Origin of the sequence: Marinobacter sp. THAF197a (genome assembly GCF_009363275.1) — a bacterium.
Lineage (GTDB): Bacteria > Pseudomonadota > Gammaproteobacteria > Pseudomonadales > Oleiphilaceae > Marinobacter.
The window spans coordinates 609,773-630,256 of the sequence record NZ_CP045324.1; the positions used below are offsets into that span (position 1 = coordinate 609,773).

At 58.2% G+C, this 20,484-nt stretch carries 20 protein-coding genes; 14 read left to right on the forward strand and 6 right to left on the reverse strand.

What is annotated here, in order from left to right; all coding sequences use genetic code 11:
• Positions 1–163 precede the first annotated feature (163 nt).
• On the reverse strand, positions 164–2,983 hold the full coding sequence (gene uvrA, locus FIV08_RS02835; protein WP_152437265.1) for an excinuclease ABC subunit UvrA: 2,820 nt from the start codon (positions 2,981–2,983) through the stop codon (positions 164–166).
• A gap of 180 nt (positions 2,984–3,163) precedes the next feature.
• Here uvrA and FIV08_RS02840 point away from each other — a divergent pair, with 180 nt between their 5' ends.
• From FIV08_RS02840 to FIV08_RS19800, 8 genes are all read left to right on the forward strand, one after another.
• Positions 3,164–4,534 carry an MFS transporter gene (locus tag FIV08_RS02840; RefSeq protein ID WP_152437266.1) on the forward strand — a complete coding sequence of 457 codons (1,371 nt, stop codon included), beginning with the start codon at positions 3,164–3,166 and terminating at the stop codon, positions 4,532–4,534.
• A gap of 56 nt (positions 4,535–4,590) precedes the next feature.
• Entirely contained in the window at positions 4,591–5,130 is a 540-nt protein-coding gene (ssb, locus tag FIV08_RS02845) for a single-stranded DNA-binding protein (protein WP_058090011.1), read from the forward strand.
• 212 nt (positions 5,131–5,342) lie between these two features.
• Positions 5,343–6,266, forward strand: coding sequence for a biogenesis protein MshI (locus FIV08_RS02850; RefSeq protein ID WP_228715485.1), 924 nt, complete (start codon positions 5,343–5,345; stop codon positions 6,264–6,266).
• A complete protein-coding gene (locus FIV08_RS02855) occupies positions 6,263–6,883 on the forward strand; it encodes a PilN domain-containing protein (RefSeq protein ID WP_227510293.1) in 621 nt (206 codons plus the stop codon). The genes FIV08_RS02850 and FIV08_RS02855 overlap by 4 nt, the downstream gene beginning before the upstream one ends.
• Positions 6,880–7,557 carry a type II secretion system protein GspM gene (gene gspM, locus FIV08_RS02860; protein WP_152437267.1) on the forward strand — a complete coding sequence of 226 codons (678 nt, stop codon included), beginning with the start codon at positions 6,880–6,882 and terminating at the stop codon, positions 7,555–7,557. Before FIV08_RS02855 ends, gspM begins: the two co-directional genes overlap by 4 nt.
• A 1-nt stretch (position 7,558) precedes the next feature.
• Complete coding sequence (locus tag FIV08_RS02865) at positions 7,559–7,888, forward strand: hypothetical protein (protein WP_072678391.1); 330 nt, start codon at positions 7,559–7,561, stop codon at positions 7,886–7,888.
• On the forward strand, positions 7,885–8,634 hold the full coding sequence (locus FIV08_RS02870) for a secretin N-terminal domain-containing protein (protein ID WP_228715486.1): 750 nt from the start codon (positions 7,885–7,887) through the stop codon (positions 8,632–8,634). Before FIV08_RS02865 ends, FIV08_RS02870 begins: the two co-directional genes overlap by 4 nt.
• Before the next feature lie 104 nt (positions 8,635–8,738).
• Positions 8,739–9,398 carry a DUF6701 domain-containing protein gene (locus tag FIV08_RS19800; RefSeq protein ID WP_267313130.1) on the forward strand — a complete coding sequence of 220 codons (660 nt, stop codon included), beginning with the start codon at positions 8,739–8,741 and terminating at the stop codon, positions 9,396–9,398.
• Positions 9,399–9,411: 13 nt separating this feature from the next.
• Here the strand turns inward: FIV08_RS19800 and FIV08_RS02875 are convergent, their stop codons facing one another.
• Positions 9,412–9,858: a hypothetical protein gene (locus FIV08_RS02875; RefSeq protein WP_072678380.1), complete on the reverse strand. Its 447-nt coding sequence runs from the start codon at positions 9,856–9,858 to the stop codon at positions 9,412–9,414.
• A 180-nt stretch (positions 9,859–10,038) separates the two neighbouring features.
• Between FIV08_RS02875 and FIV08_RS02880 the strand changes: the two genes are divergently transcribed.
• The 6 genes from FIV08_RS02880 to FIV08_RS02905 all read left to right on the forward strand — a co-directional run bounded on the left by FIV08_RS02880 (position 10,039) and on the right by FIV08_RS02905 (position 15,482).
• Positions 10,039–10,782: a MotA/TolQ/ExbB proton channel family protein gene (locus tag FIV08_RS02880; protein WP_216646165.1), complete on the forward strand. Its 744-nt coding sequence runs from the start codon at positions 10,039–10,041 to the stop codon at positions 10,780–10,782.
• Positions 10,772–11,170 carry an ExbD/TolR family protein gene (locus FIV08_RS02885; RefSeq protein ID WP_058090025.1) on the forward strand — a complete coding sequence of 133 codons (399 nt, stop codon included), beginning with the start codon at positions 10,772–10,774 and terminating at the stop codon, positions 11,168–11,170. The genes FIV08_RS02880 and FIV08_RS02885 overlap by 11 nt, the downstream gene beginning before the upstream one ends.
• Positions 11,167–11,586 carry an ExbD/TolR family protein gene (locus FIV08_RS02890; protein WP_072678378.1) on the forward strand — a complete coding sequence of 140 codons (420 nt, stop codon included), beginning with the start codon at positions 11,167–11,169 and terminating at the stop codon, positions 11,584–11,586. Before FIV08_RS02885 ends, FIV08_RS02890 begins: the two co-directional genes overlap by 4 nt.
• Complete coding sequence (locus tag FIV08_RS02895) at positions 11,586–12,389, forward strand: energy transducer TonB (protein ID WP_152437268.1); 804 nt, start codon at positions 11,586–11,588, stop codon at positions 12,387–12,389. The genes FIV08_RS02890 and FIV08_RS02895 overlap by 1 nt, the downstream gene beginning before the upstream one ends.
• 141 nt (positions 12,390–12,530) lie before the next feature.
• Positions 12,531–14,645, forward strand: coding sequence for a TonB-dependent receptor family protein (locus FIV08_RS02900; protein ID WP_172972242.1), 2,115 nt, complete (start codon positions 12,531–12,533; stop codon positions 14,643–14,645).
• 174 nt (positions 14,646–14,819) lie between these two features.
• On the forward strand, positions 14,820–15,482 hold the full coding sequence (locus FIV08_RS02905; RefSeq protein WP_058090029.1) for a response regulator transcription factor: 663 nt from the start codon (positions 14,820–14,822) through the stop codon (positions 15,480–15,482).
• 7 nt (positions 15,483–15,489) lie between these two features.
• Here FIV08_RS02905 and ntrC read toward each other — a convergent pair whose 3' ends face one another.
• From ntrC to glnA, 4 genes are all read right to left on the reverse strand, one after another.
• A complete protein-coding gene (ntrC, locus tag FIV08_RS02910; protein ID WP_058090030.1) occupies positions 15,490–16,923 on the reverse strand; it encodes a nitrogen regulation protein NR(I) in 1,434 nt (477 codons plus the stop codon).
• Positions 16,920–18,020 carry a nitrogen regulation protein NR(II) gene (glnL, locus tag FIV08_RS02915; RefSeq protein WP_106693312.1) on the reverse strand — a complete coding sequence of 367 codons (1,101 nt, stop codon included), beginning with the start codon at positions 18,018–18,020 and terminating at the stop codon, positions 16,920–16,922. Before glnL ends, ntrC begins: the two co-directional genes overlap by 4 nt.
• Before the next feature lie 240 nt (positions 18,021–18,260).
• The gene (locus FIV08_RS02920; RefSeq protein ID WP_058090031.1) at positions 18,261–18,785 is read right to left on the reverse strand and encodes a DUF4124 domain-containing protein; all 525 of its coding nucleotides are present in this window, start codon (positions 18,783–18,785) and stop codon (positions 18,261–18,263) included.
• Between the two features lie 198 nt (positions 18,786–18,983).
• Positions 18,984–20,387 (reverse strand): glutamate--ammonia ligase, encoded by a 1,404-nt coding sequence (glnA, locus tag FIV08_RS02925; RefSeq protein WP_152437270.1) that lies wholly within the window; start codon positions 20,385–20,387, stop codon positions 18,984–18,986.
• Positions 20,388–20,484: the final 97 nt, after the last annotated feature.

Here is a 20,484-nt window from a genome sequence, read left to right on the forward strand (position 1 = left end):
GGGCGGGTCAGGGGGTGTGGGTAAATTTTCTTTGGAAAAATAACTCGCTTTGCTCTGACATCTTTTTCCGGCAGAAAATTTACCCACACCCCCTGACCGTCCGGACTGCCCGGGAATCGCTTTTCAAGCGCCTTAATTTTCCCTGTCTATTCCTAGCGAAAACTTACTTGAGCATAGGCTTCAGATAACGCCCAGTATGGGACGCCGGATTGTCCGCTACTTCCTCCGGGGTGCCTTCGGCAATAATCTGCCCGCCACCAGAACCACCCTCTGGCCCCAGGTCGACAATCCAGTCCGCTGTCTTGATCACGTCCAGGTTGTGCTCGATGACCACGATGGTGTTGCCGTGATCCCTCAGGCGTTCAAGGACGTTCAACAGTTGCTGGATGTCGTAGAAGTGCAAGCCGGTGGTGGGCTCGTCGAGAATGTACAGGGTTTTGCCGGTGTCTCGTTTGGACAGTTCCTTGGCGAGTTTCACTCGCTGGGCCTCGCCCCCTGACAGGGTGACCGCGCTCTGGCCGAGTCGGATGTAGGACAGGCCCACGTCCATGAGGGTTTGCAGTTTTCTGGCGATAAAGGGGACGGCGTCGAAGAACTCTCGCCCTTCCTCTACAGTCATCTCCAGCACTTCGTTGATGTTCTTGCCCTTGTAGCGGACTTCCAGGGTTTCCCGGTTGTAGCGTTTGCCTTTGCAGATGTCGCAGGGGACGTAGACGTCCGGCAGGAAGTGCATTTCCACTTTGATTACGCCGTCGCCCTGGCAGGCTTCACAGCGCCCGCCTTTGACGTTGAAGGAGAATCGGCCGGGCTTGTAGCCGCGGGACCGGGCTTCCTGGGTGCCGGCGAAAAGTTCACGGATGGGGGTGAACAGGCCGGTGTATGTCGCCGGATTCGACCGGGGGGTGCGCCCGATCGGACTTTGATCAATGTCGATGACCTTATCGAGGTGATCCAGGCCCTTCAGGTTTTTATAGGGGGCATGGTTCAGGCTGGTGGCCTTGTTCAGCTTGGCGGCAGACACCGGGTACAGGGTGCTGTTGATCAGGGTGGATTTGCCGGAGCCGGAGACCCCGGTTACGCACGTCATGACGCCCAGTGGCAGCGTAAGGGTGACGTCCTGAAGGTTGTTGCCCGTGGCGCCCGATAACACCAGGTGTTTGCCGTTACCCTTGTTGCGGGCGGGTGGTACGGCAATTTCTTTCTCGCCGCTGAGGTATTGGCCCGTCATCGACGCCGGGTTGGCGATAATCTCTTCAGGGGTGCCGCGGGCAACGATTTCACCACCGTGTACGCCGGCACCGGGCCCAATATCAATGACATAATCGGCAGCACGGATGGCGTCTTCGTCGTGCTCAACCACAATTACGGTATTGCCGAGGTCGCGCAGGTGGGTGAGGGTGGCCAGCAGGCGGTCGTTGTCCCGCTGGTGCAGGCCGATGGATGGTTCGTCCAGGATGTACATGACGCCCACCAGCCCGGCGCCAATCTGGCTTGCCAGGCGAATCCGCTGTGCCTCACCACCAGAGAGAGTGTCTGCGCTGCGTTCCAGCGTCAGGTACTCAAGGCCGACATTGACCAGGAACTGTAAGCGTTCCCGCACTTCTTTCAGGATTTTTTCGGCGATTTCACCTTTTCGGCCTGGCAGTGTCAGTTCACTGAAGTAACGGTGAGCGTCGCCTACCGGCAGGTGAGTGATTTCCGGTAGTGTCCGTTCCTCGATAAAGACATTGCGCGCGCCGCGGCGAAGCCGGGTGCCACCGCAGTCTTTGCACGGCTGGGTGCTCAGGTTGCGGGCCAGTTCCTCGCGCATGCTTTGGGAGTCTGTCTCCCGGTAGCGGCGTTCCAGGTTCGGGATGATGCCCTCAAAGGGGTGGGCTCTCTCCATGATCTGGCCACGGGAGTTGACGTACCGGAAGCTGATGTCTTCATTGCCAGAACCATACAGCAGTGCTCGCTGAAACGGTTCTGGCAAGTCTTCCCACGGCGTTTCCAGGTCGATGTCGTAATGTTCGGCCACGCTGGTCAGCATCTGGAAATAATAGACCGCGCGCCGGTCCCAGCCCTTGATCGCGCCGGAGGCCAGTGTGGCTTCCGGATTCTGGATAACTTTTTCGGCATCAAAGAACTGGCGCACTCCCAGACCGTCACAGGTGGGGCATGCGCCGGCCGGGTTGTTGAAGGAGAAGAGCTTGGGTTCGAGTTCGCTCAGTGAATATCCGCATTGGGTACAGGCATAGCGTGCCGAGAAGGTCTGTTCTTCGCCGTCTCCGGTCATTGGGGCGACCAGCGCGATGCCATCGGCCAACTCAAGGGCGGTTTCGAAACTTTCCGCCAATCGCTGTTCCAGGCCCTCTTTGACCTTGAAGCGGTCTACCACGACATCAATCTGGTGTTTGCGTTTCTTGTCCAGTGCCGGAACATCATCGATGTCATAAACCGTGCCGTCGACCCTAAGGCGGATGAAGCCCTGGCTGCGCATGGTATCAATCACCTGGAGGTGCTCGCCTTTTCGGTCCCTGATCACCGGCGCCAGGATCATCAGTTTGCTGCCCTCAGGCATCGCCAGGACTTGATCGACCATCTGGCTGACGGTCTGGGCCTCCAGGGGCTGACCGTGGTCCGGGCAGCGGGGTTCGCCGGACCGGGCAAAAAGCAGTCGCAGGTAGTCGTAGATTTCAGTGATGGTGCCAACGGTTGAGCGGGGGTTATGGGATGTGGACTTCTGTTCAATGGAAATGGCGGGTGACAGGCCTTCGATGTGGTCAACATCGGGCTTTTCCATCATCGACAGGAATTGCCGCGCATAGGTGGACAAAGACTCTACATACCGGCGCTGCCCCTCGGCGTAGAGGGTGTCGAAGGCCAGTGAGGATTTTCCTGAACCTGACAGCCCGGTGATGACAATGAGTTTGTCTCTTGGCATATCCAGGTCGATGTTCTTCAGGTTGTGCGTGCGTGCGCCTTTGATCTGGATATGGTCCATAACACCTCGCTTGAGTAAAACCACCATTATATCGTTTTCGGTAGCCCCCGGCGAAACTGGTGTTGTGCCGCCTGGGGTATGCGGTCTTGGGTAGTCCCTCACCCGGGGCGCATCTGGTACAATGCGCCGCTCGCAGCGAGTAGCTGCCTTCCCAATTTGTTCAATCCGGCACAGGTAAGCATGAACGCGCTTGAAAAACGCTCTGTAACGGCTTTGGCCTCGGTGTACGCAATGCGTATGCTTGGCCTGTTCATGGTCATGCCGGTGTTCGTTTTGCTCGGTAGTGATCTGCAGGGCGCAACGCCTGCGCTCATTGGTTTGGCGATTGGGGCCTATGGTTTGAGTCAGGCCCTGTTGCAGATTCCGTTCGGCTTGCTCTCTGACCGGGTTGGCCGCAAGCGGATGATCTATATCGGGCTGGTGCTGTTCGCCGCTGGAAGCCTGCTGGCAGCCTCCACGGATTCCATATACGTTGTGATTGCCGGACGGATTCTTCAGGGGGCAGGCGCGATCGCCAGCGTGTTGATGGCCCTGTTAAGCGATTTGACCCGCGAGGAAGAGCGAACCAAGGCAATGGCTATGGTGGGCATTTCCATTGGTCTGTCGTTCTCGGTATCACTGGTGGTTGGGCCCCTGCTGGGCTCGCTCTGGGGATTGTCCGGCATTTTCTATGCAACGGCAGCCATGGCCATGGTGGCCTTGTTCATCGTAGCCAGAGTGGTGCCAACACCCCATGCCCACAGAGTCAGCGCGGATACCCATCCCGCGAGGGAGATGGTCGGGCGGGTGCTGCGGGACGGTCGCCTGCTGCGGCTGGACTTCGGTATCTTTATCCTCCATTTTGCCCTGACGGCGTTGTTTCTGGTGTTTCCCACCATGCTTCAGGATCAATTGGGGCTGGCCAGCGTTTCCCATTGGTGGTTCTACTTGACGGTGATGGTGACATCCTTCTTCGCCATGGTGCCATTTATCATCATCGGCGAGAAAAAGCGGGTGATGAAACCGGTGCTTTGCGGTGCCATCGCCCTGCTTTCGCTGGCAACGGCCGCATTAACCGGTGTGGAGCAGAGTCTCTGGCTGGCCTGGGGCGTACTGTTCTTCTTCTTTATGGCGTTTAACCTTCTGGAAGCGAGCCTGCCCTCATTGATCAGCAAAGAAGCTCCGGCCGCCAGCAAGGGGACCGCGATGGGGGTTTACTCGACGTCGCAGTTTTTTGGTGCGTTTCTCGGCGGTGCCCTGGGCGGTTACTTGCTACAATCGGCCGGCCTGGAAGGCGTTCTCTGGTTAACGGCCGGTGGTTTGGCTACCTGGTTTCTGGTAGCGCTGACGATGCCGGCGCCGAATTACACCACGAGCTTTGTGGTTGAGTTGGAGCAGGTGCTGCCCACCGGTTTTGATGAGATTGATGAGACATTGCGCCGCCTGCCCGGTGTGGAGGACGTGGTGATTGTGGAAGACGCGGCAACCGCTTACTTAAAAGTGGACCGTCAGCATTTTCATGAAGATCAGCTTGCGCACTTTGAATTTGTGCGGCAGGGTAAAGGTTCTTAAACAAAGGATGCGTGCATGGACCGCACGAGTTCCGGAAAATCGATCAGGAGCAGAAGATGGCACGAGGCATTAACAAGGTAATTCTCATTGGTAATCTGGGCCAGGACCCGGATACCCGCTATACCCCGAATGGCAACGCGGTTGTGAATCTCAACCTGGCTACCGATGAAAGTTACAAGGATCGCCAGACTGGCCAGATGGTACCGAGAACCGAATGGCACCGGGTTGTGCTGTTCGGCAAGGTGGCGGAAGTGGCCGGCCAGTACCTGCGTAAAGGTTCCAAGGTGTATATCGAGGGTCGCCTGCAAACCCGCAAGTGGCAGAATAAAGAAGGACAGGACGTATACACCACCGAGATTGTGGTAGACATCAACGGCCAGATGCAGATGCTCGACAGCCGCGGTGGCGAAGGTGGCATGAATCAGGGCGCTCCCCAGGGCCGGCCGCAGCAGCAGCCCCAATCTCAGTATAATGCTCCGCCCCAGCAGCAGGGTGGCCAGGCTCAGCAGCCGTCCGGGGGTTATAACCCTCAGGGGCAGCAGAGCGGTGGCATGCCGGAGCCGATTGATGATTTTGATGACGACATTCCCTTCTGAACGTGATCCAGCTCATCGACAATCAAAAAACCCGTGCTCTGCGCGGGTTTTTTTGTTAACGAGTTGCAAAATCTCCGTGAAATCAGTCGGTGAAACGTAGAGTTACGTTCACTTTCTCAACTATCATGTAAGCTTGTGTTAAAAGTGCTGATAATTTAAACACCTTGTGCACGCCGGCCGGCAGCAGAGCTGTGGTCACGACCTGGGAATCCATGATCCTGAATCTTGTTACGACGCTACAAAAACTGATCCGCCGCAAGCCTTCGGGCCAGCCTGTCTGTCTTGAGGTGCGCCCGGATGGCATTGCCTGGGCCAGAGCCGCTGCTTCGCCCGGGCAGTCGCTGGGCTTTGTGGAGTGTGTTTCTGCACAACGGCAGGACACGCTCAGCAAGCTGGTGGACGACCAGGGCTGGGCTGGTGTGCCTGCGGTTCTGGTCCTGCCCATTGATCAATATCAGGTGTTTCAAGTTGAGCGTCCGGAGGGTGTTGAGGACAGTGAGCTGGCCGATGCGCTCAAATGGAAGCTCAAGGACTTCCTCGATTTCAGCCCGGCCGACGCCGTGTCGGATGTGTTTGCATTTCCGGAAGACGCGTCCCGTGGGCGTGGCCCGCTGGTGAACGTTGTTGCAGCCCGTAAATCTCTGGTTCGCGAGCTGGTTGGTCTGGTAGCGGATGCAGGCCTTGAGCTGGATCGAATCGATATTGCCGAGCTGGCCTTGCGAAATCTGGCGGCCCGCCTGGATCAGTCGAATAGGGGGGTGGCTCTGGTTCATCTTCGTGACCGCTATGGCCAGATGGTCATATGCCAGGGCGATACCCTGTATCTCTCCCGCCGCCTTGAGCTGTCTTATGATGATCTGCGGGACGCCTCCAGCCAGGAGAGTGCTGTGCAATCCCTGGCGCTGGAGATCCAGCGTTCCATGGACTATTTCGAGAGCCAGCTCGGTCAGGTGCCACCGTCGACCATCCAACTGGTGGCCCGGGATTCGGTATTACCGTTGAACTCCATGCTCTCATCTTACATGGCGGCCGGTATCGAGGTGCCTGAGTGGAGCCAGTTTGGCTTGTCTGACGCGCTTGATAGCCGATGCCTGCCCGCCTGGAGTGCGGCGCTTGGCCAGGGGGGGCAGGCATGATCAGGCAACAGGTGAACCTGTATACCCCGGAACTTCGCCCTACAAGGCAGCGGCTGCATGCCGGTACGGCCGGAGCTTTGGTTGGGATCGTATTGCTGATACTCGTGGCCGTCATGGCTTTTGGCCGCTGGCACAATCAGACGCTGGAGCAGCAGGTAGAGCGGCTGGAACAGCAGAACCGGAATCTGGAAACGGCGGTTGCCACCATGGCCGACCAGGTGCAGGCAAGGCAACCAGATCCTGACCTGGAAGCCTCGCTGGCGCGGATCACCGAGACAATTGCTCGCAGGCAGCGTCTGCTCGAACGGGTGGAAGGGCTGGCAACCCACAACCACGGTGGTTTTTCCGGGCGGCTTTCGGCCCTGGCGCGCCAGGTTCCTGAGGACCTGTGGCTGACAGCCGTGCGCTTGCAATCGCTTCCCTCGGCCATGCGTCTTGAGGGCAGAACCCGGGCGGCGGAACTGGTGCCCAGCTACCTTGCGCGCCTGGGTGACGAGCCGGCGTTTGTTGGTGAAACCTTTGGCGATTTCCGGTTGCAGCGGCCAGACGACGAAGCTGATCATCAGTGGGTGGAATTTCGTGTTGCAACACAACCGGGAGAGGCGTCGGGGCGATGAGTAAATTGACAGATTCCCTGGCCACCACTGCGCAATGGTACAACGACCGTCCGGTCCGTGAGCGGGTTTTGATTGTCGTGACTGCCTGTGTGCTCACGTTTGTCCTGGGCTGGGAGTTGTTGATTACCCCAGTGGAAACCCGGCAGCAGCAACTCAACAACCGTGTGCAGGCACTAACGGCTACGCAGAACAGTTTGCTTAGCCAGCAGGAAACCCTCAACAGCCAGTTGGCCGGTGACCCTTCGGAGGCCTTGCGCCAGCGATTGGCTTCTCGGCAAAGCCGCCTGGAGCGGCTGGATCAGGAAATTACCGAGACTACCGGGCAGCTGATCGCACCGAGGGACATGGTCACGCTGTTGCGGGGCATGCTCTCAGCTCAACAGGGCTTGCAGTTGGAATCCATGACATTGCGCACGCCAACACCGGTTTATGACGGTGCCCAGCCAGAGGCGGGTAATCGGCAAGCGGCAGAGCCCTTGCTCTATGCTCATGACGTGGAGCTGACCATCCGGGGTGGTTATCTCGATGTGCTGGCGTATCTGCAGCGGCTCGAAACCATGGATGAGCGTCTGGGGTGGATACAACTGGACTATCAGGCCGGTGCCTGGCCCAAGGGTGAAGCGACCATCCGTGTGCGCACCCTGAGCCTTGATGCCGCCTGGCTGGGAGTTTGAGATGGCACATCCTTTGTTCAGATATTTGATGATGACGCTGGTGTCACTTGGGTCGCTCCAGGCCTATGCCTTGCAAGACCCGACCCGACCTCCCGGTGCTGACTCGCAGCCGGTGGTGGCATCGCCGGCCCGGGAAATTCGGCTGGGCTCGATCCTCCTGGGCAAGGAGCGGCGGATTGCCGTCATTGAGGGTGTAGCCCTGAAAGAGGGCGACAGCCACGACAACATACGTGTGCGCCGTATCTTCAAAGATCGGGTAGAGGTAACAGATCGCGGCCAACCCAGAACCCTGTATCCGGAACCGCTCCCGCAGGTGCGGAGAACACCATGACAGACAGTCGGACCATGATGACAACACTCAGACCTCTCGCAGCTGCCATGCTCTCTCTAACGCTGGTTGCCTGCGCCAATAACCCGCTGATGCGGACGTCTGCCGCCACATCAACAGACGTTGCCGACCAGATTGACCAGGCGCTGGCCGAAGCAGAGCGGCAAACCCCTGCCTCGGGCGCCGCATCCGCTGACCCTGCTGCTGCATCGGCCGCGGATATCAGCAGTCAGTTGTTACCGCCCCTGTCTAGTGCGCAGGAGCAGGACGAGCGTTTTGATGTGAATGCCCGCGGCGTTCCAGCCTCGAGCTTCTTTGAAGCGCTGGTGGAGGGTACCCGCTATAACGTGGTGGTTCATCCGGGCGTTACGACACCGGTTGATCTGCGCCTGAGCGATGTCAACGTCCCGGAAGTCATGGAGATTGCTGCGGATTTATACGGTCTGGATATCCAGCGTAATGGCCGGCTGTTTCGGGTGGCGGAAGACCGGATACAGACAAGACTTTTCCCCATTGACTACCTGCATTTCAAGCGTCGTGGCGGCTCAGAAACCCGGGTAAGTTCGGGCCAGGTCAGCAGCGCCCGGGGCAGTGGCAACGGCACTTCCAACTCAAACTCCAATTCCAATACCGGTAATGAAACCCGAAACCTGGTGGGCACCACCATTTCGACTGATACCGAGTCAGACTTCTGGCGGGTCAGCCGATCCGCACCCCGGATATTGGCGGGCTGTTCTCCGCCACGGTGAGCGCCGGCGATTTCACTGGTCTGATCCAGCTGTTGGGCTAGCAAGGCAATGTTCAGATTCTTTCCAGCCCGCGCATCTCCACCATCAACAACCAGAAAGCCGTCATCAAGGTAGGTACCGACGAGTTCTTTGTCACCGATATTGATTTCAATGATAACAACTCGGCGGTGACGGCCACTGACAGAACCTCCACCTCGGTGGAGTTGACGCCGTTCTTCTCCGGCATTTCTCTGGACGTTACCCCGCAGATTTCCGACAGCGGCGCGATAACGCTGCACGTGCACCCGTCTGTCAGCGAAGTGAATGACCAGGAAGTTCAGGCCGAGGCGGCCCCCTATGACTTCGAACCGGAGGCCTCTTTTGATATCCGCTACGGCCGGCTGATCATGGAGAACGTTTACGGCCCGGAAACGGTGGAGGCCTTGTTTATGCCGTTCAGGGTGGAGTCTTTCGAGGGCGGGCGGTTTGTTACCCATGATGCGGACAGTTGCACCACGTGGACAACGACCGATATTGATTCGGCCGAAACTCACCATGCGCTGCTGGCGGATTCCGGAGTTTTCGACGAGGGCACAGCCGGGCCATTGCGCCTGGAACCTCTTGGTACCCAGGGCACCGATCTGCTGACCTGGGATGTTCCGGAGTGGCTGGAGGATGATTGGAACAACGATGGGGTGTTAGCAGACCCCTCCGCCAACGCCACCTTCGGCGTCTACCGAGGCAACGACCGCATCATCTACTGGCGGGAAGTACCCGCCAACTGAGCCACCGGCGTTATCAATAAATGCGTATGCTGCCGGTCATTCCTGCCTCCTGATGACCGGCTACCGGGCAGGTCAGGTCGTTGAACTCTCCGGTTTGTACCGGCACAAACCACCAATCCGCCTTGTGGCCTGGAAATACCTCAATTTCATGGATGTGGCCTTTGATTTCGGCTGTGCGCTGGCCGTCGGGTGCGTAGGTTTGTGCCTTGCGGGTAAATACCGAGCGTGCCATACCATTGGAGGAAAAATAGTGTGGCTGGGGGCTGTTGTTGATCAGCACCAGCCGGTAGAGCTTACCAGTCTCAAATTCGAGGTGTGATGGGCTGAATCGCATCTCACCCTCGGTCGTGCCCAGTTCGACTTCCACTACGATGGGCGTTTGTCTGGTCAGGTCGCCTTCACTGTGAGCCTGAAAGGGCAGTGTGATGCCAGCCACCAGTAGTGTTATCCAGAATTTCATCGCGTTGTTCTCCTCATCCACTCGTTTCGACAGTATCAGCGGACAAGTCGGGATACCTAGCGTCTTTCCGTAGTACAACCAAAGTTGGGGAAGTGGCGACCAAAGGGCGGTTCAGGCGGTCCTGGCATTGTGTCAGGCTCAGGTTGAATCAGTGCCATTTGCGCGGAATTGGGTGACGTGATGTCTGAGTGGTTGAGTCCGTTGGTGGAAATGGGTGTGTTGACGCCCGGATTGGTGGAATTGCTGGGTATTGGCGGGCCGGTGGTGGCGATCTTGTTGGTATTCTCCATGGTTGCCGTCACGTTGATTATTGGCAAATCCCTGCAGTTGTTTTTGGCCACCTGGCAATCCAAAACCAAAGTTTCGGACAGTCTGTCTTTGTGGCGGGATGGCCAGGTGCGTGACGCCCACAGTCTCTTGATGACGTGCCAGCAACCGGTGCCGGCATTGGTGGCCAGTGCCATGGCCTCGGTGATGCGCCATGGTGACTCACCACTGGTTCGAGAGGAGCTGGCCCGCCAGGCGTCCCGGCACTTGGCTTCGCTCAAGAGCTATCTGAAGCCGCTGGAAGTTATTGCCACATTAAGCCCGTTGCTGGGCCTTCTGGGTACGGTAATGGGGATGATTCTGGCGTTCCAGCAGATGGAAGCAGCGGGTAACCAGGTGGACCCGTCGGTGCTGTCGGGAGGGATCTGGCAGGCGCTGCTGACCACGGCTGCGGGCCTGATCGTGGCCATTCCCGTGGTCATGTTGCACAGCTACCTTGAGCGTAAAACGGACCGCCTGGTGGATGAGATGGAAGATGCGCTGACCGCGGTGTTTACCGGACCCTTGGTTGGCAATACTTCCGGCGCGGTGAATGTGTCTGAGCCAGCGGCTAATCCTCTTAACGCCAGTGATGAGCGGCGGGGCCATGCAGCTTGATCGCCCTGCGGCACCCTCCCGAAAGCTGATTGGTCTGACACCATTGATTGATGTGGTGTTCATTCTGCTGCTGTTTTTCATGCTGACCTCCTCGTTTATCCAGTGGCAAAGTCTCGACTTGATGGTGTCGACGGGCGAGGGCTCAGAGGTCTCCGGTGAGCCACCGTTGATGCTGGGGATGGCACCGGATGGCCGACCAATCCTGCCGGATGAGCCGCTCGTGTTTCTGGATGACAGGCAGCTGAGTGACCTGCTCGCAGGAGGCGACCGATCCGTGATCCTCACACCCAATCCGGCGAGTTCAATACAGCAGGTGGTCTGGTTGCTTGACCAGGTAGGGGCGTTGGGAGCCGCCAGCGTCTCGGTGAACACTGGGGCGGCAGAATGAACATCAAACGTGGCAGCGCTCCGGCGGCCAGTAATGACGATCATCTGATACCGCTGATCAACGTGGTCTTTCTGATGCTGATCTTCTTCATGCTGGCCGGTCAGATTCGGGCGTCTGATGGTTTGCCGTTTGTTCCCCCAGCCATGGACTCCGGCGAACCGGAGGTGTCAGCGCAGGTCGAGATTCTGATGACGGAAGGTGGTGAGGTTTTTCTCAATGGCACCCCGGTCCAGCACGACGAGCTCTCGCGGGCATTGGCGGATGGCTGGGGTGTGGATGGAGCGGCGCGCTCCCAATCCCAGGTGCTGGTCAAGATTGATCAAGCGTTAACGGCAGAGCAATGGCAGCCGGTGTTGGCCTGGGTGTCGGAAGCTGGGTTTGAATCGGTGCACCTGTCCACGCGGCGGAGCCCGTGATGGGGTTGAAGCGTCGGTATCTGTTTGCGGGTGCGCTCTGTGCACTGGCGTTTCATGCCGGAGCCTTTCTGATCGTGCAGGGTGTATTGGCGCAACAGCCGGTGCCGGATGTGGCCGCAGATGAAGGGACCGATGGTGTTTTTGTGACGCTGGCGAGAGCTGACATGTCGCCTGCTGAAAGTCCTTCTGACACTGATCCGGAGCCGGTACAGGCCACCCCGAAAGAGGAGCCCCAGAAGAAGCCTGATTCCTTGCAGGCCCCCATGCCCGCGCCGTCGCCAGAAACAAAGCCAGAACCCCTGCCAGAACCAGAGCCCAAGCCACAGCCAACGCCAGAGCCGGAGCCTGTCGAGCCGGTATCGACAACGTCAGAACCCGATATGGATGTAGAGGAGCCGGAGGTGCCCGAAACCAGTGGCGCCGACCCGGCACCCACCGCAGAGCCTAACTTAGCCTCCGCCGAAGATGCCTCGGTAACCCACGCCACACAGGCAGATAGCGGTGGTGTGGTGAACGATGAAGCCCGTTATCTGCAAGCGTTACTGGGCCACCTGAACCGCTATAAACGTTACCCCGAGTCTGCCCGCCGCATGCGTCGGGAAGGCGTGGTCGAGGTGACCTTTACGGTTAACCGGCAAGGCCAGGTGGCAGACGCCCGGGTGGTAAAGAGTGCGGGCTTTCGCCCTCTGGATGACGAGGTGCGGGATATGTTGTCCAGGGCGGTACCGTTACCCGGAGTGCCTGCGGATTATGGCCGGCCCGAGTTGACGGTGACCTTGCCCGTCGCCTTCTCCCTGCGGTAACGCCCGGCTTTAACGGGAAAATGTCCCGACCCAAAGTAGGCCTCCTCAGGTTCCATCGTTCAGTTCTCCCGAATCGCTCCCCACTCTAAGGTTACCCCAACAGCAATAAAAACCTGTGCTAAGGGGAATACGATGAGTTTGATGTTGAAACCAATAATCCGCGCGGTGCGTTTCGCCGTTCTGGCTTCCGTTCCGGGCATTGTGATGGCCCAGCAGACAGGCGAGGCAGTGTATCTGCCGGCACTGGATGTGCGTAGCCTGGTGCCCACGTCTGTTGAGGGCATGCCGGGTGCCGCGAGCGTGCTGACCCGTGACCAGATCGATGTGTATAAGCCCTACACCCTGCATGATGCCCTGGACTTTGTGCCGGGCGTGCGCACCATTGATGATGATGTCCTCGGCCGGCGCTCCGGTATTGGTGTTCGCGGTGCACCGCCGCGTCGTTCCCGTAAGGTGCTCTTGCTCGAAGACGGCACGCCGATCAACAACAGTGCATATCTCGATTCCGGTGCGCATTACACCCCGCCGCTGGAGCGCCTGGAGCGCGTTGAGGTCTACAAGGGCGCCGGGCAGATTGTCCACGGCCCTCTGAACAACCACGGCATCGTCAATTTCCGTAACCTGAAACCTACCCCGGTGCCGGAAACCGTCATCGAAGTGGGCGTGGGCAACCAGGACACAGTCCAGCAGCATATTCACCATCGCCGCACTGAAGGCGATGTCGGCATGGTGTTTTCCTACACCGGCAAGCGTGCTGACGGAACCTTTGATGTGGAAGAGCATCAGTACGACGATTTCTACACTGGCCTGGAATGGCAGGTCAATGAACGCAACCAGCTGGCGGCGTCTGTGACCTACTTGCGTGAGCGCAGCGATGGTTACGACGAAGCGAATCTTTCTCTGCAGGAGTATCGTGACGCGCCCCGCAACAAGAGCCGTTTCGATGAGGGGCGCGAAGATAACAACATTTCGGTGAACTACCTGAAGTACGACCTGACCCATAACCTGCAGGTGACGGACGATGTCAGCGTGTCCAGTAAAGTCTTCTTTACAGACCTGGACCGCCCGCGTTTCCAGACTCGCGGCACGGCACCTGCAGACGGCGGCGTGATGGAAGGCCGGGATCGCCGTTATGAGAACCTGGGGGTTGAGAGCCGACTGGAGTGGGCCAACATTGAAGCGCTTGGGCTGACCCATCGTATCCAGACCGGCGTACGCTACGAAAACCATAACTTTGAGGACCGCCGCCCTGTTGGCCTGCCGGGTGAGAAGCTGGATGAGGGCAACCGCGGCCGTTTGTTGGCGGTCTCTGGCGAGGACGGTTACACCCGTGACGGGCGCCTGGTGGAATACGATGCCGAGGCGGTTTCCGGATATATCCAGAATAGCATGAGCTTTGGTGATTGGACGGTGACCCCGGGCCTTCGTTATGAAACCTACAACCAATACAAAGACACGGTGTTTCGCCCTGGTAGCAGTGACGAAGGTGTTCGGGAAAAGGATTCCAACTCATTGTTCCTGCCTGGGATCAGCCTGCTTTACACAGGGTTTGCGCAATCAGAGATCTACGCCGGCATCCATCGCGGTTATGCGCCTGCCTCGGCTCGCTCGGATGAGTTTCCGCTCACCCCGGAAACCGGCGTGAACAGCCAGTTGGGTATCCGTACCAGCGCAATTAAAGGTGTCAGCCTGGATGCCGCTGTGTTCCACAATCGCATCAAGGACACGTTGATTCGTGATGATGTGGACGAATTCGGCGATGCGTTGTTTGTAAACGCAGCGGATTCGCGCATTACCGGCGTCGATGTCGGCGCCAGAATCGATTCCTCTGCCTTCTATCTGGCGGATTACAACCTGTTCGCCGAAGCTGCGCTGAATTACACCGATGCCCGTTTCACCACCGGACCCCTGGACGACAATCGGGTACCTGAAATCCCGACCCGGGCAGGCAGCTTCACCGTTGGGATGGATCACATGGCCGGCTGGCACTTGAGCGCCACTGTCAGCCATCTGGGGTCCTTCTACAGTGATATCGAAAATACCCGTGAGCTGACTGCTGACGGCGAGGCGGGCAAGGTGCCCAGCCGCACCCTGTTCTCGGCACGGGCAAGCTACAAGTTGCCAACCACCACGGATGCAACCTTGTGGGTTCAGGGGCGCAACCTGTCAGACAAGCTGTATATCTCGGATGTGCAGGACGGCATTCGCCCCGGCGCTCCGAGAACGGTTGTTGCTGGCGCAACAGTGAGGTTTTGATATGACCCTCGGTTAGTCATATCGCTTGGCCGGGTTTCCTTCCTTTTCCCGGCATTTTTCTTCCGATGCTCCGGTTGCTCTGCGGCCGGAGCTTTTTTCGTGTCAGGGGGGACAAACGCCCGAGAGGGTTGTGATAATCTTGGCGGGTGAATACCAACAACAAAAGAGTCCGAGATGAAAATTCTGATTGCGGATGATCATGCGGTGGTGCGACAGGGTTATGTCAGCCTGTTGTCGATGGCCCTGGAACCCTGTGAAATTATGGAGGCGGCATCTGGGGAGGAAGCCTGCGACTTCAGCAGAAGGCATCAGCCGGACCTGATCATCATGGATGTCGGACTGCCCGGCATCAGCGGTATTGAGTCCGCGGCCCGAATTCTGGAGGATCAGAAAGATGCTCGCATCCTGTTTTTCAGCATGTACAACGAAGTCCCCATCGTTAAGCGCGCCCTCCAGGTAGGCGCCATGGGATACATCACCAAGTCCTGCGATACCGACACTCTGATCAAGGCGGTCCAGCGAGTTGCCGAAGGTGAAATTTTTGTTGAATACGATCTGATCATGAAGTCGTCGTTCAACGATCAGGCCTCCGAGTCCGCAAAATTGCAGCAGTTGACGCGCCGCCAGTTTGAAGTGTTTTCCATGCTGGCTCGCGGGTTAAGCAATGATGAAATTGCCCATGCCCTGGCAATCGAAAAGAAAACCGTGGCCAATACGGTGACCGCCATTAAGAGCAGCCTTGGAATCGAGTCGATGGCGAAGCTGGTCTTCTTCGCCATTGATGCCGGGCTGGTTCAAATCTGCACGCAGCCAGCGGCATCCGTTTCCCAGGAGTAACGGCTGCTTAGTCTTCCGCGTCCTCAGCAGAATCGATTTTCAGTTCGTTAATCTTCCGGGTCAGCGTATTCCTGCCCCAGCCAAGCAGCACGGACGCATCCCGGCGGCGCCCGCCGGTGTGCTTCAGGGCCACCTCAATCATAATCTTCTCGAACTCCGGTACGGCGGTGTCCAGGATCGACTTCTTGCCGCGCTTCAGTTCCTGTTCTGCCCAGTTTTTCAGGCCTTCCTGCCAGGTCTGGCCAGTGGCGCTGTGCTCACTTTCCGCCTGGTGCAGGAGTTCCGGGGGCAGGTCATCTACATGAATCTCGCGCCCGCTGGCCATCACGGTCAGCCAGCGGCAGGTGTTTTCCAGCTGGCGGACGTTGCCGGGCCAGGGCAGGGTGGTCAGGTACTCTTCGGCATCCGGGCGCAACAGCTTCGGCTCCACCGCCAGTTCCTTGGCGGCCCGTTTCAGGAAGTGCTGCATCAGGCGGGGAATATCTTCCCGCCGTTCCGCCAGCTTGGGCAGGTGCACGCGGATAACGTTCAGGCGGTGGAATAAATCTTCCCGGAAGCTACCTGCCTGCACCAGTTTTTCCAGGTCTTGATGAGTGGCGGCGATGATACGCACATCCACTTTAATCGGGGTGGTGCCGCCTACCCGATAGAATTCACCATCGGCCAATACTCGCAGCAGACGGGTCTGGGTGTCGGCTGGCATATCACCGATTTCATCCAGAAACAGGGTGCCGCCGTTTGCTTGCTCAAACCGCCCCTGGCGGGCTGCGCCGGCGCCGGTGAAGGCGCCCTTTTCATGGCCGAACAGTTCAGATTCAATCAAATCCTTGGGGATAGCGGCCATGTTCAGGGCGATGAACGGGTTGCGGGCCCGGGGGCTGTGGTTGTGCAGGGCCTGAGCGACGAGTTCCTTACCGGTGCCGCTTTCTCCGTTGATCAATACCGTGATGTTGGAGTGAGACAGGCGGCCGATGGCCCTGAACACTTCCTGCATGGCCGGAGCTTCACCGATGATTTCGGTATTGCGCTGGGCGCTGTCGGCCTGGGGTTCGCTGGCGGCCCGTTTTTCATGACTGTGGGCCACAGCGCGTTTCACCAGGGCCACGGCATCGTCCACATCAAAGGGCTTGGGCAGGTATTCGAAGGCACCGGTCTGATAACTGGTAACCGCACTTTCCAGGTCCGAATGGGCGGTCATGATGATCACCGGCACATCCGGATGCTTGTCGACAATCTGTGAAAGCAGGGTGATGCCGTCTACTCCGGGCATGCGGATATCGCTGACGATGGCATCGGGCTGTTCGTGTTCCAGTCGCATCATGATGCTTTCGCCGCTGTCGAAAACCCGCGGCTGCATACCGGCCTGGTTGAGGGCGCGTTCCAGCACCCAGCGAATGCTCTTGTCGTCGTCGATAATCCAGACGTTTGCCGGTTGGCTCATTGGTTGTCCTCCAGAGGCAGGAAGATAATGAAATCGGTTCTTCCGGGCTCGCTCTCACACTCCACCAGCCCTCGGTGCTGGCCGATGATGCTTTGGGTAATGGATAGGCCAAGGCCGGTTCCTGAGGCCCGGCCACTGATCATGGGGTAAAAGATGTTCTGCAGAAGATCCGCTGGAATACCCGGGCCGTTATCGATGATGTCGGCGCGGCACACCAGCCGGTGACGACGGTGGCCTATGGTGAACTGGCGCAGCGCACGGGTACGGAAAGTGATGGTCGGCGGTACATCGGAAGGACTTGCACCTTCGTTCTCGAAGGCCGCCTCCATGGCGTTACGCGCGATGTTCAGGAATGCCTGGATCAGTTGTTCTTTGTCTCCGGGGAACTCGGGAATGCTGGGGTCGTAATCCCGTTTCAGCCGGACCCGGCCCCTGCTTTCGGCTTCCACCAGGGTACGTACCCGCTCCAGAACCTCGTGGATGTTGGTGGGCGCGATTTTCAGTGCCTTGTTGGGGCCGAGCATACGATCGACCAGGCTGCGCAGGCGGTCTGCTTCGTCAATGATTACCCGGGTGTATTCGCGCTGGTCTTCATCGTTCAGCTCCCGGTCAAGCAGTTGAGCCGCGCCACGAATGCCGCCCAATGGGTTCTTGATTTCGTGGGCCATGCCGCGAACCAGGATCCGGGTGGTCTCCTGTTGGGAGATAATGTCTTCTTCGCGGCTGATGCGCATCAGCCGGTCCCGGGGCTGGATCTCGATCAACAGCTCCATGGGTTCAAGGCTGATGGGTGTCACCGAATAGTCCACCGTCAGCCTTGAGCCGCTCAGTAAAGCGAACTCTGCTTCTCGCCGGGTGTAGGATTGGCCATTGCCTGCTGCCGCATACAGGGTTTTCAGAGCGTCCGCAGAATCGAGCAGAACGTCTTTCAGGGGCAGGCCCTGGCTACGGGTCATGCTGGTTTCAAAAAGACTTTCGGCGGCGGGGTTCAGGTAACGGATGGTCAGGTCGTTTCCCAGCACCAGAACGGCCGTGGTCAGGCTGTCCAGAATGCTCTTATAACCGCTTCCCAGCGAGATGGATGGTTGGAACGACATGCTTGGTTTCCGTTTTAAACTCATAGTAGTTACCCCGGTTTTGCAAAAAACGAACCAGTTTTGCCTGGTGAGATACGACGATGGTCTAAGTACGGGCACAGCAGGGCCCGGAGGGCATCCGGGTGCTGTAGGTTGGTGCAGATGGGGAGCTTGTCGCTACAGGCAGCCGGGGTTTTGCCCCTTCGCTGCCCAAAGTATGGCTTTATCGTGGTGCGGTTGCACTAAAGTGGTGCGTAAATATCAGTTCAGGCGCGAAGGTCGGTGAATGGTAAAGGTGATTGGCTGGCCGCTTTTCACCTGTATGCCTTCGCGATCCACGATGTGAACGCCCGCCTGATGGGTGCCCCGGTCAATATTGCGGACGGTGATGGAGCCTGAGGTGCTTTGGCCAACTGGCTGGCCGTCCAGGGTAACCTCATAGCGATGACCGCGCCGCAGGCTCGGGGTGCTGCGCACTTCAAAGGTGACGTCGCCGTTGCCACTGTGGAAGGCCTGATCGTTCTCAGGGGAGATCAGGGACAGGCTCTCATAGGCTGCGCCTTCGCGCTCCACTTCCTCAAGCAACTGTTCGGTTTCTCTCACCGCGTCAGGCTTTGGCAGTGTGATGGTGGTTACCGGTTTAACCTCGATTTCTTCCCCACCCTGCATGGGCTCGTCCGAGAAGGTTACATTGCCCTGGGCATCCACATGGCGGTAAACCTCTGCGTGGGCGGATGCGGTGGCCAGCAGTAACAAGCCGGTTGCGAGCGTGAGCGGTGCTTTCATGACAATAACCTGCGGTAGTGAACTGTCTCGATTATCGGCGGCGGGTGCAGGCATTTCAACGCCGGAGGGCGATCCCTTGGTTACATATCGTTAAGGGCGCGGGGTGTTTGGCGGGATTTGAGAAAAACGGCACAAAAAAGCCCCGCACGGGGCGGGGCTTTCAGGCTTAAATGCCCTGCACCTTATTGGTGCATTGCATTAGCAGGAGTAGTAAAGCTGGAACTCAACCGGGTGAGTGGTCATGTTCAGCTTCTCAACTTCACCGCGTTTCAGGTCAATGTAGCCTGCGATCATGTCTTCGGTGAACACGCCGCCACGGGTCAGGAACTCGTGGTCTGCTTCCAGGCAGTCCAGGGCTTCAGACAGGGTCTCGGCAACCTTCGGAATGTTCAGAGCTTCTTCCTTCGGCAGGTCGTACAGATCCTTGTCCATGGCATCGCCAGGATGGATCTTGTTCTGGATGCCGTCCAGGCCGGCCATCATCAGGGCAGCGAAGGCAAGGTACGGGTTAGCCGCCGGGTCAGGGAAGCGCACTTCGATACGACGTGCTTTCGGGCTGTTTACGTACGGAATACGAATAGACGCGGAACGGTTGCGGGCAGAGTAGGCCAGCATAACCGGTGCTTCATAGCCCGGAACCAGTCGCTTGTAGCTGTTGGTGGCCGGGTTGGTGAAGGCGTTGATGGCCTTGGCGTGCTTGATCACACCACCGATGTAATACAGAGCGGCTTCGCTCAGGCCCGCATAGCTGTCGCCGGCGAACAGGTTCTTGCCGTCTTTGCTCAGGGACATGTGTACGTGCATACCGGAACCGTTGTCACCAACCACCGGCTTGGGCATGAAGGTGGCGGTTTTGCCGTAGGCGTGGGCCACGTTGTGTACGCAGTACTTCAGGATCTGAACTTCGTCAGCCTTGCGGGTCAGGGTGTTGGCGCCAACGCCGATTTCACACTGGCCAGCGGTACCCACTTCGTGGTGGTGTACTTCAATTTCCAGACCCATGGATTCCATGGCGGCACACATGGCGCCACGAAGGTCGTGCAGGCTGTCGACCGGCGGAACCGGGAAATAGCCGCCTTTAACGCCTGGGCGGTGGCCGATGTTGTTGCGATCGAAATCTTCGCCGGAAACCCAGGCAGCTTCTTCGGAGTGGATGTGGTAAGACGCACCTTGCATGTCCACATTCCATTTAACGGAGTCGAACACGAAGAACTCGGGCTCCGGGCCAAACAGCGCGCCATCGGCGATGCCGGTGGACTTCAGGTATTCTTCGGCACGACGGGCAACAGAGCGGGGATCGCGCTCATAACCCTGCATGGTAGACGGCTCTACAATGTTGCAGGTGATGTTGACAGTGGTTTCTTCGGTGAACGGATCCAGTACGGCGGTCTCGTCGTCCGGCATCAGGATCATGTCGGATTCGTTGATACCTTTCCAGCCAGCAATAGAGGAGCCGTCAAACATTTTGCCGTCAGCAAAGAAATCTTCATCGGCTTCGGTGGCGGGCAGGGTGACGTGCTGCTCTTTTCCGCGGCTGTCGGTGAAGCGCAGGTCAATCCATTTCACTTCGTGTTCTTTGATCAAATCAATCGTCTTGGACATTGTGCATGCTCCGTAGTGATGTCGTGTTCGTTATGCCGGATCGTTCAGCGGGCTGAAGCCCGATCTTTTTCAGGTCAGGGCAGCTTAACAGAAGCTG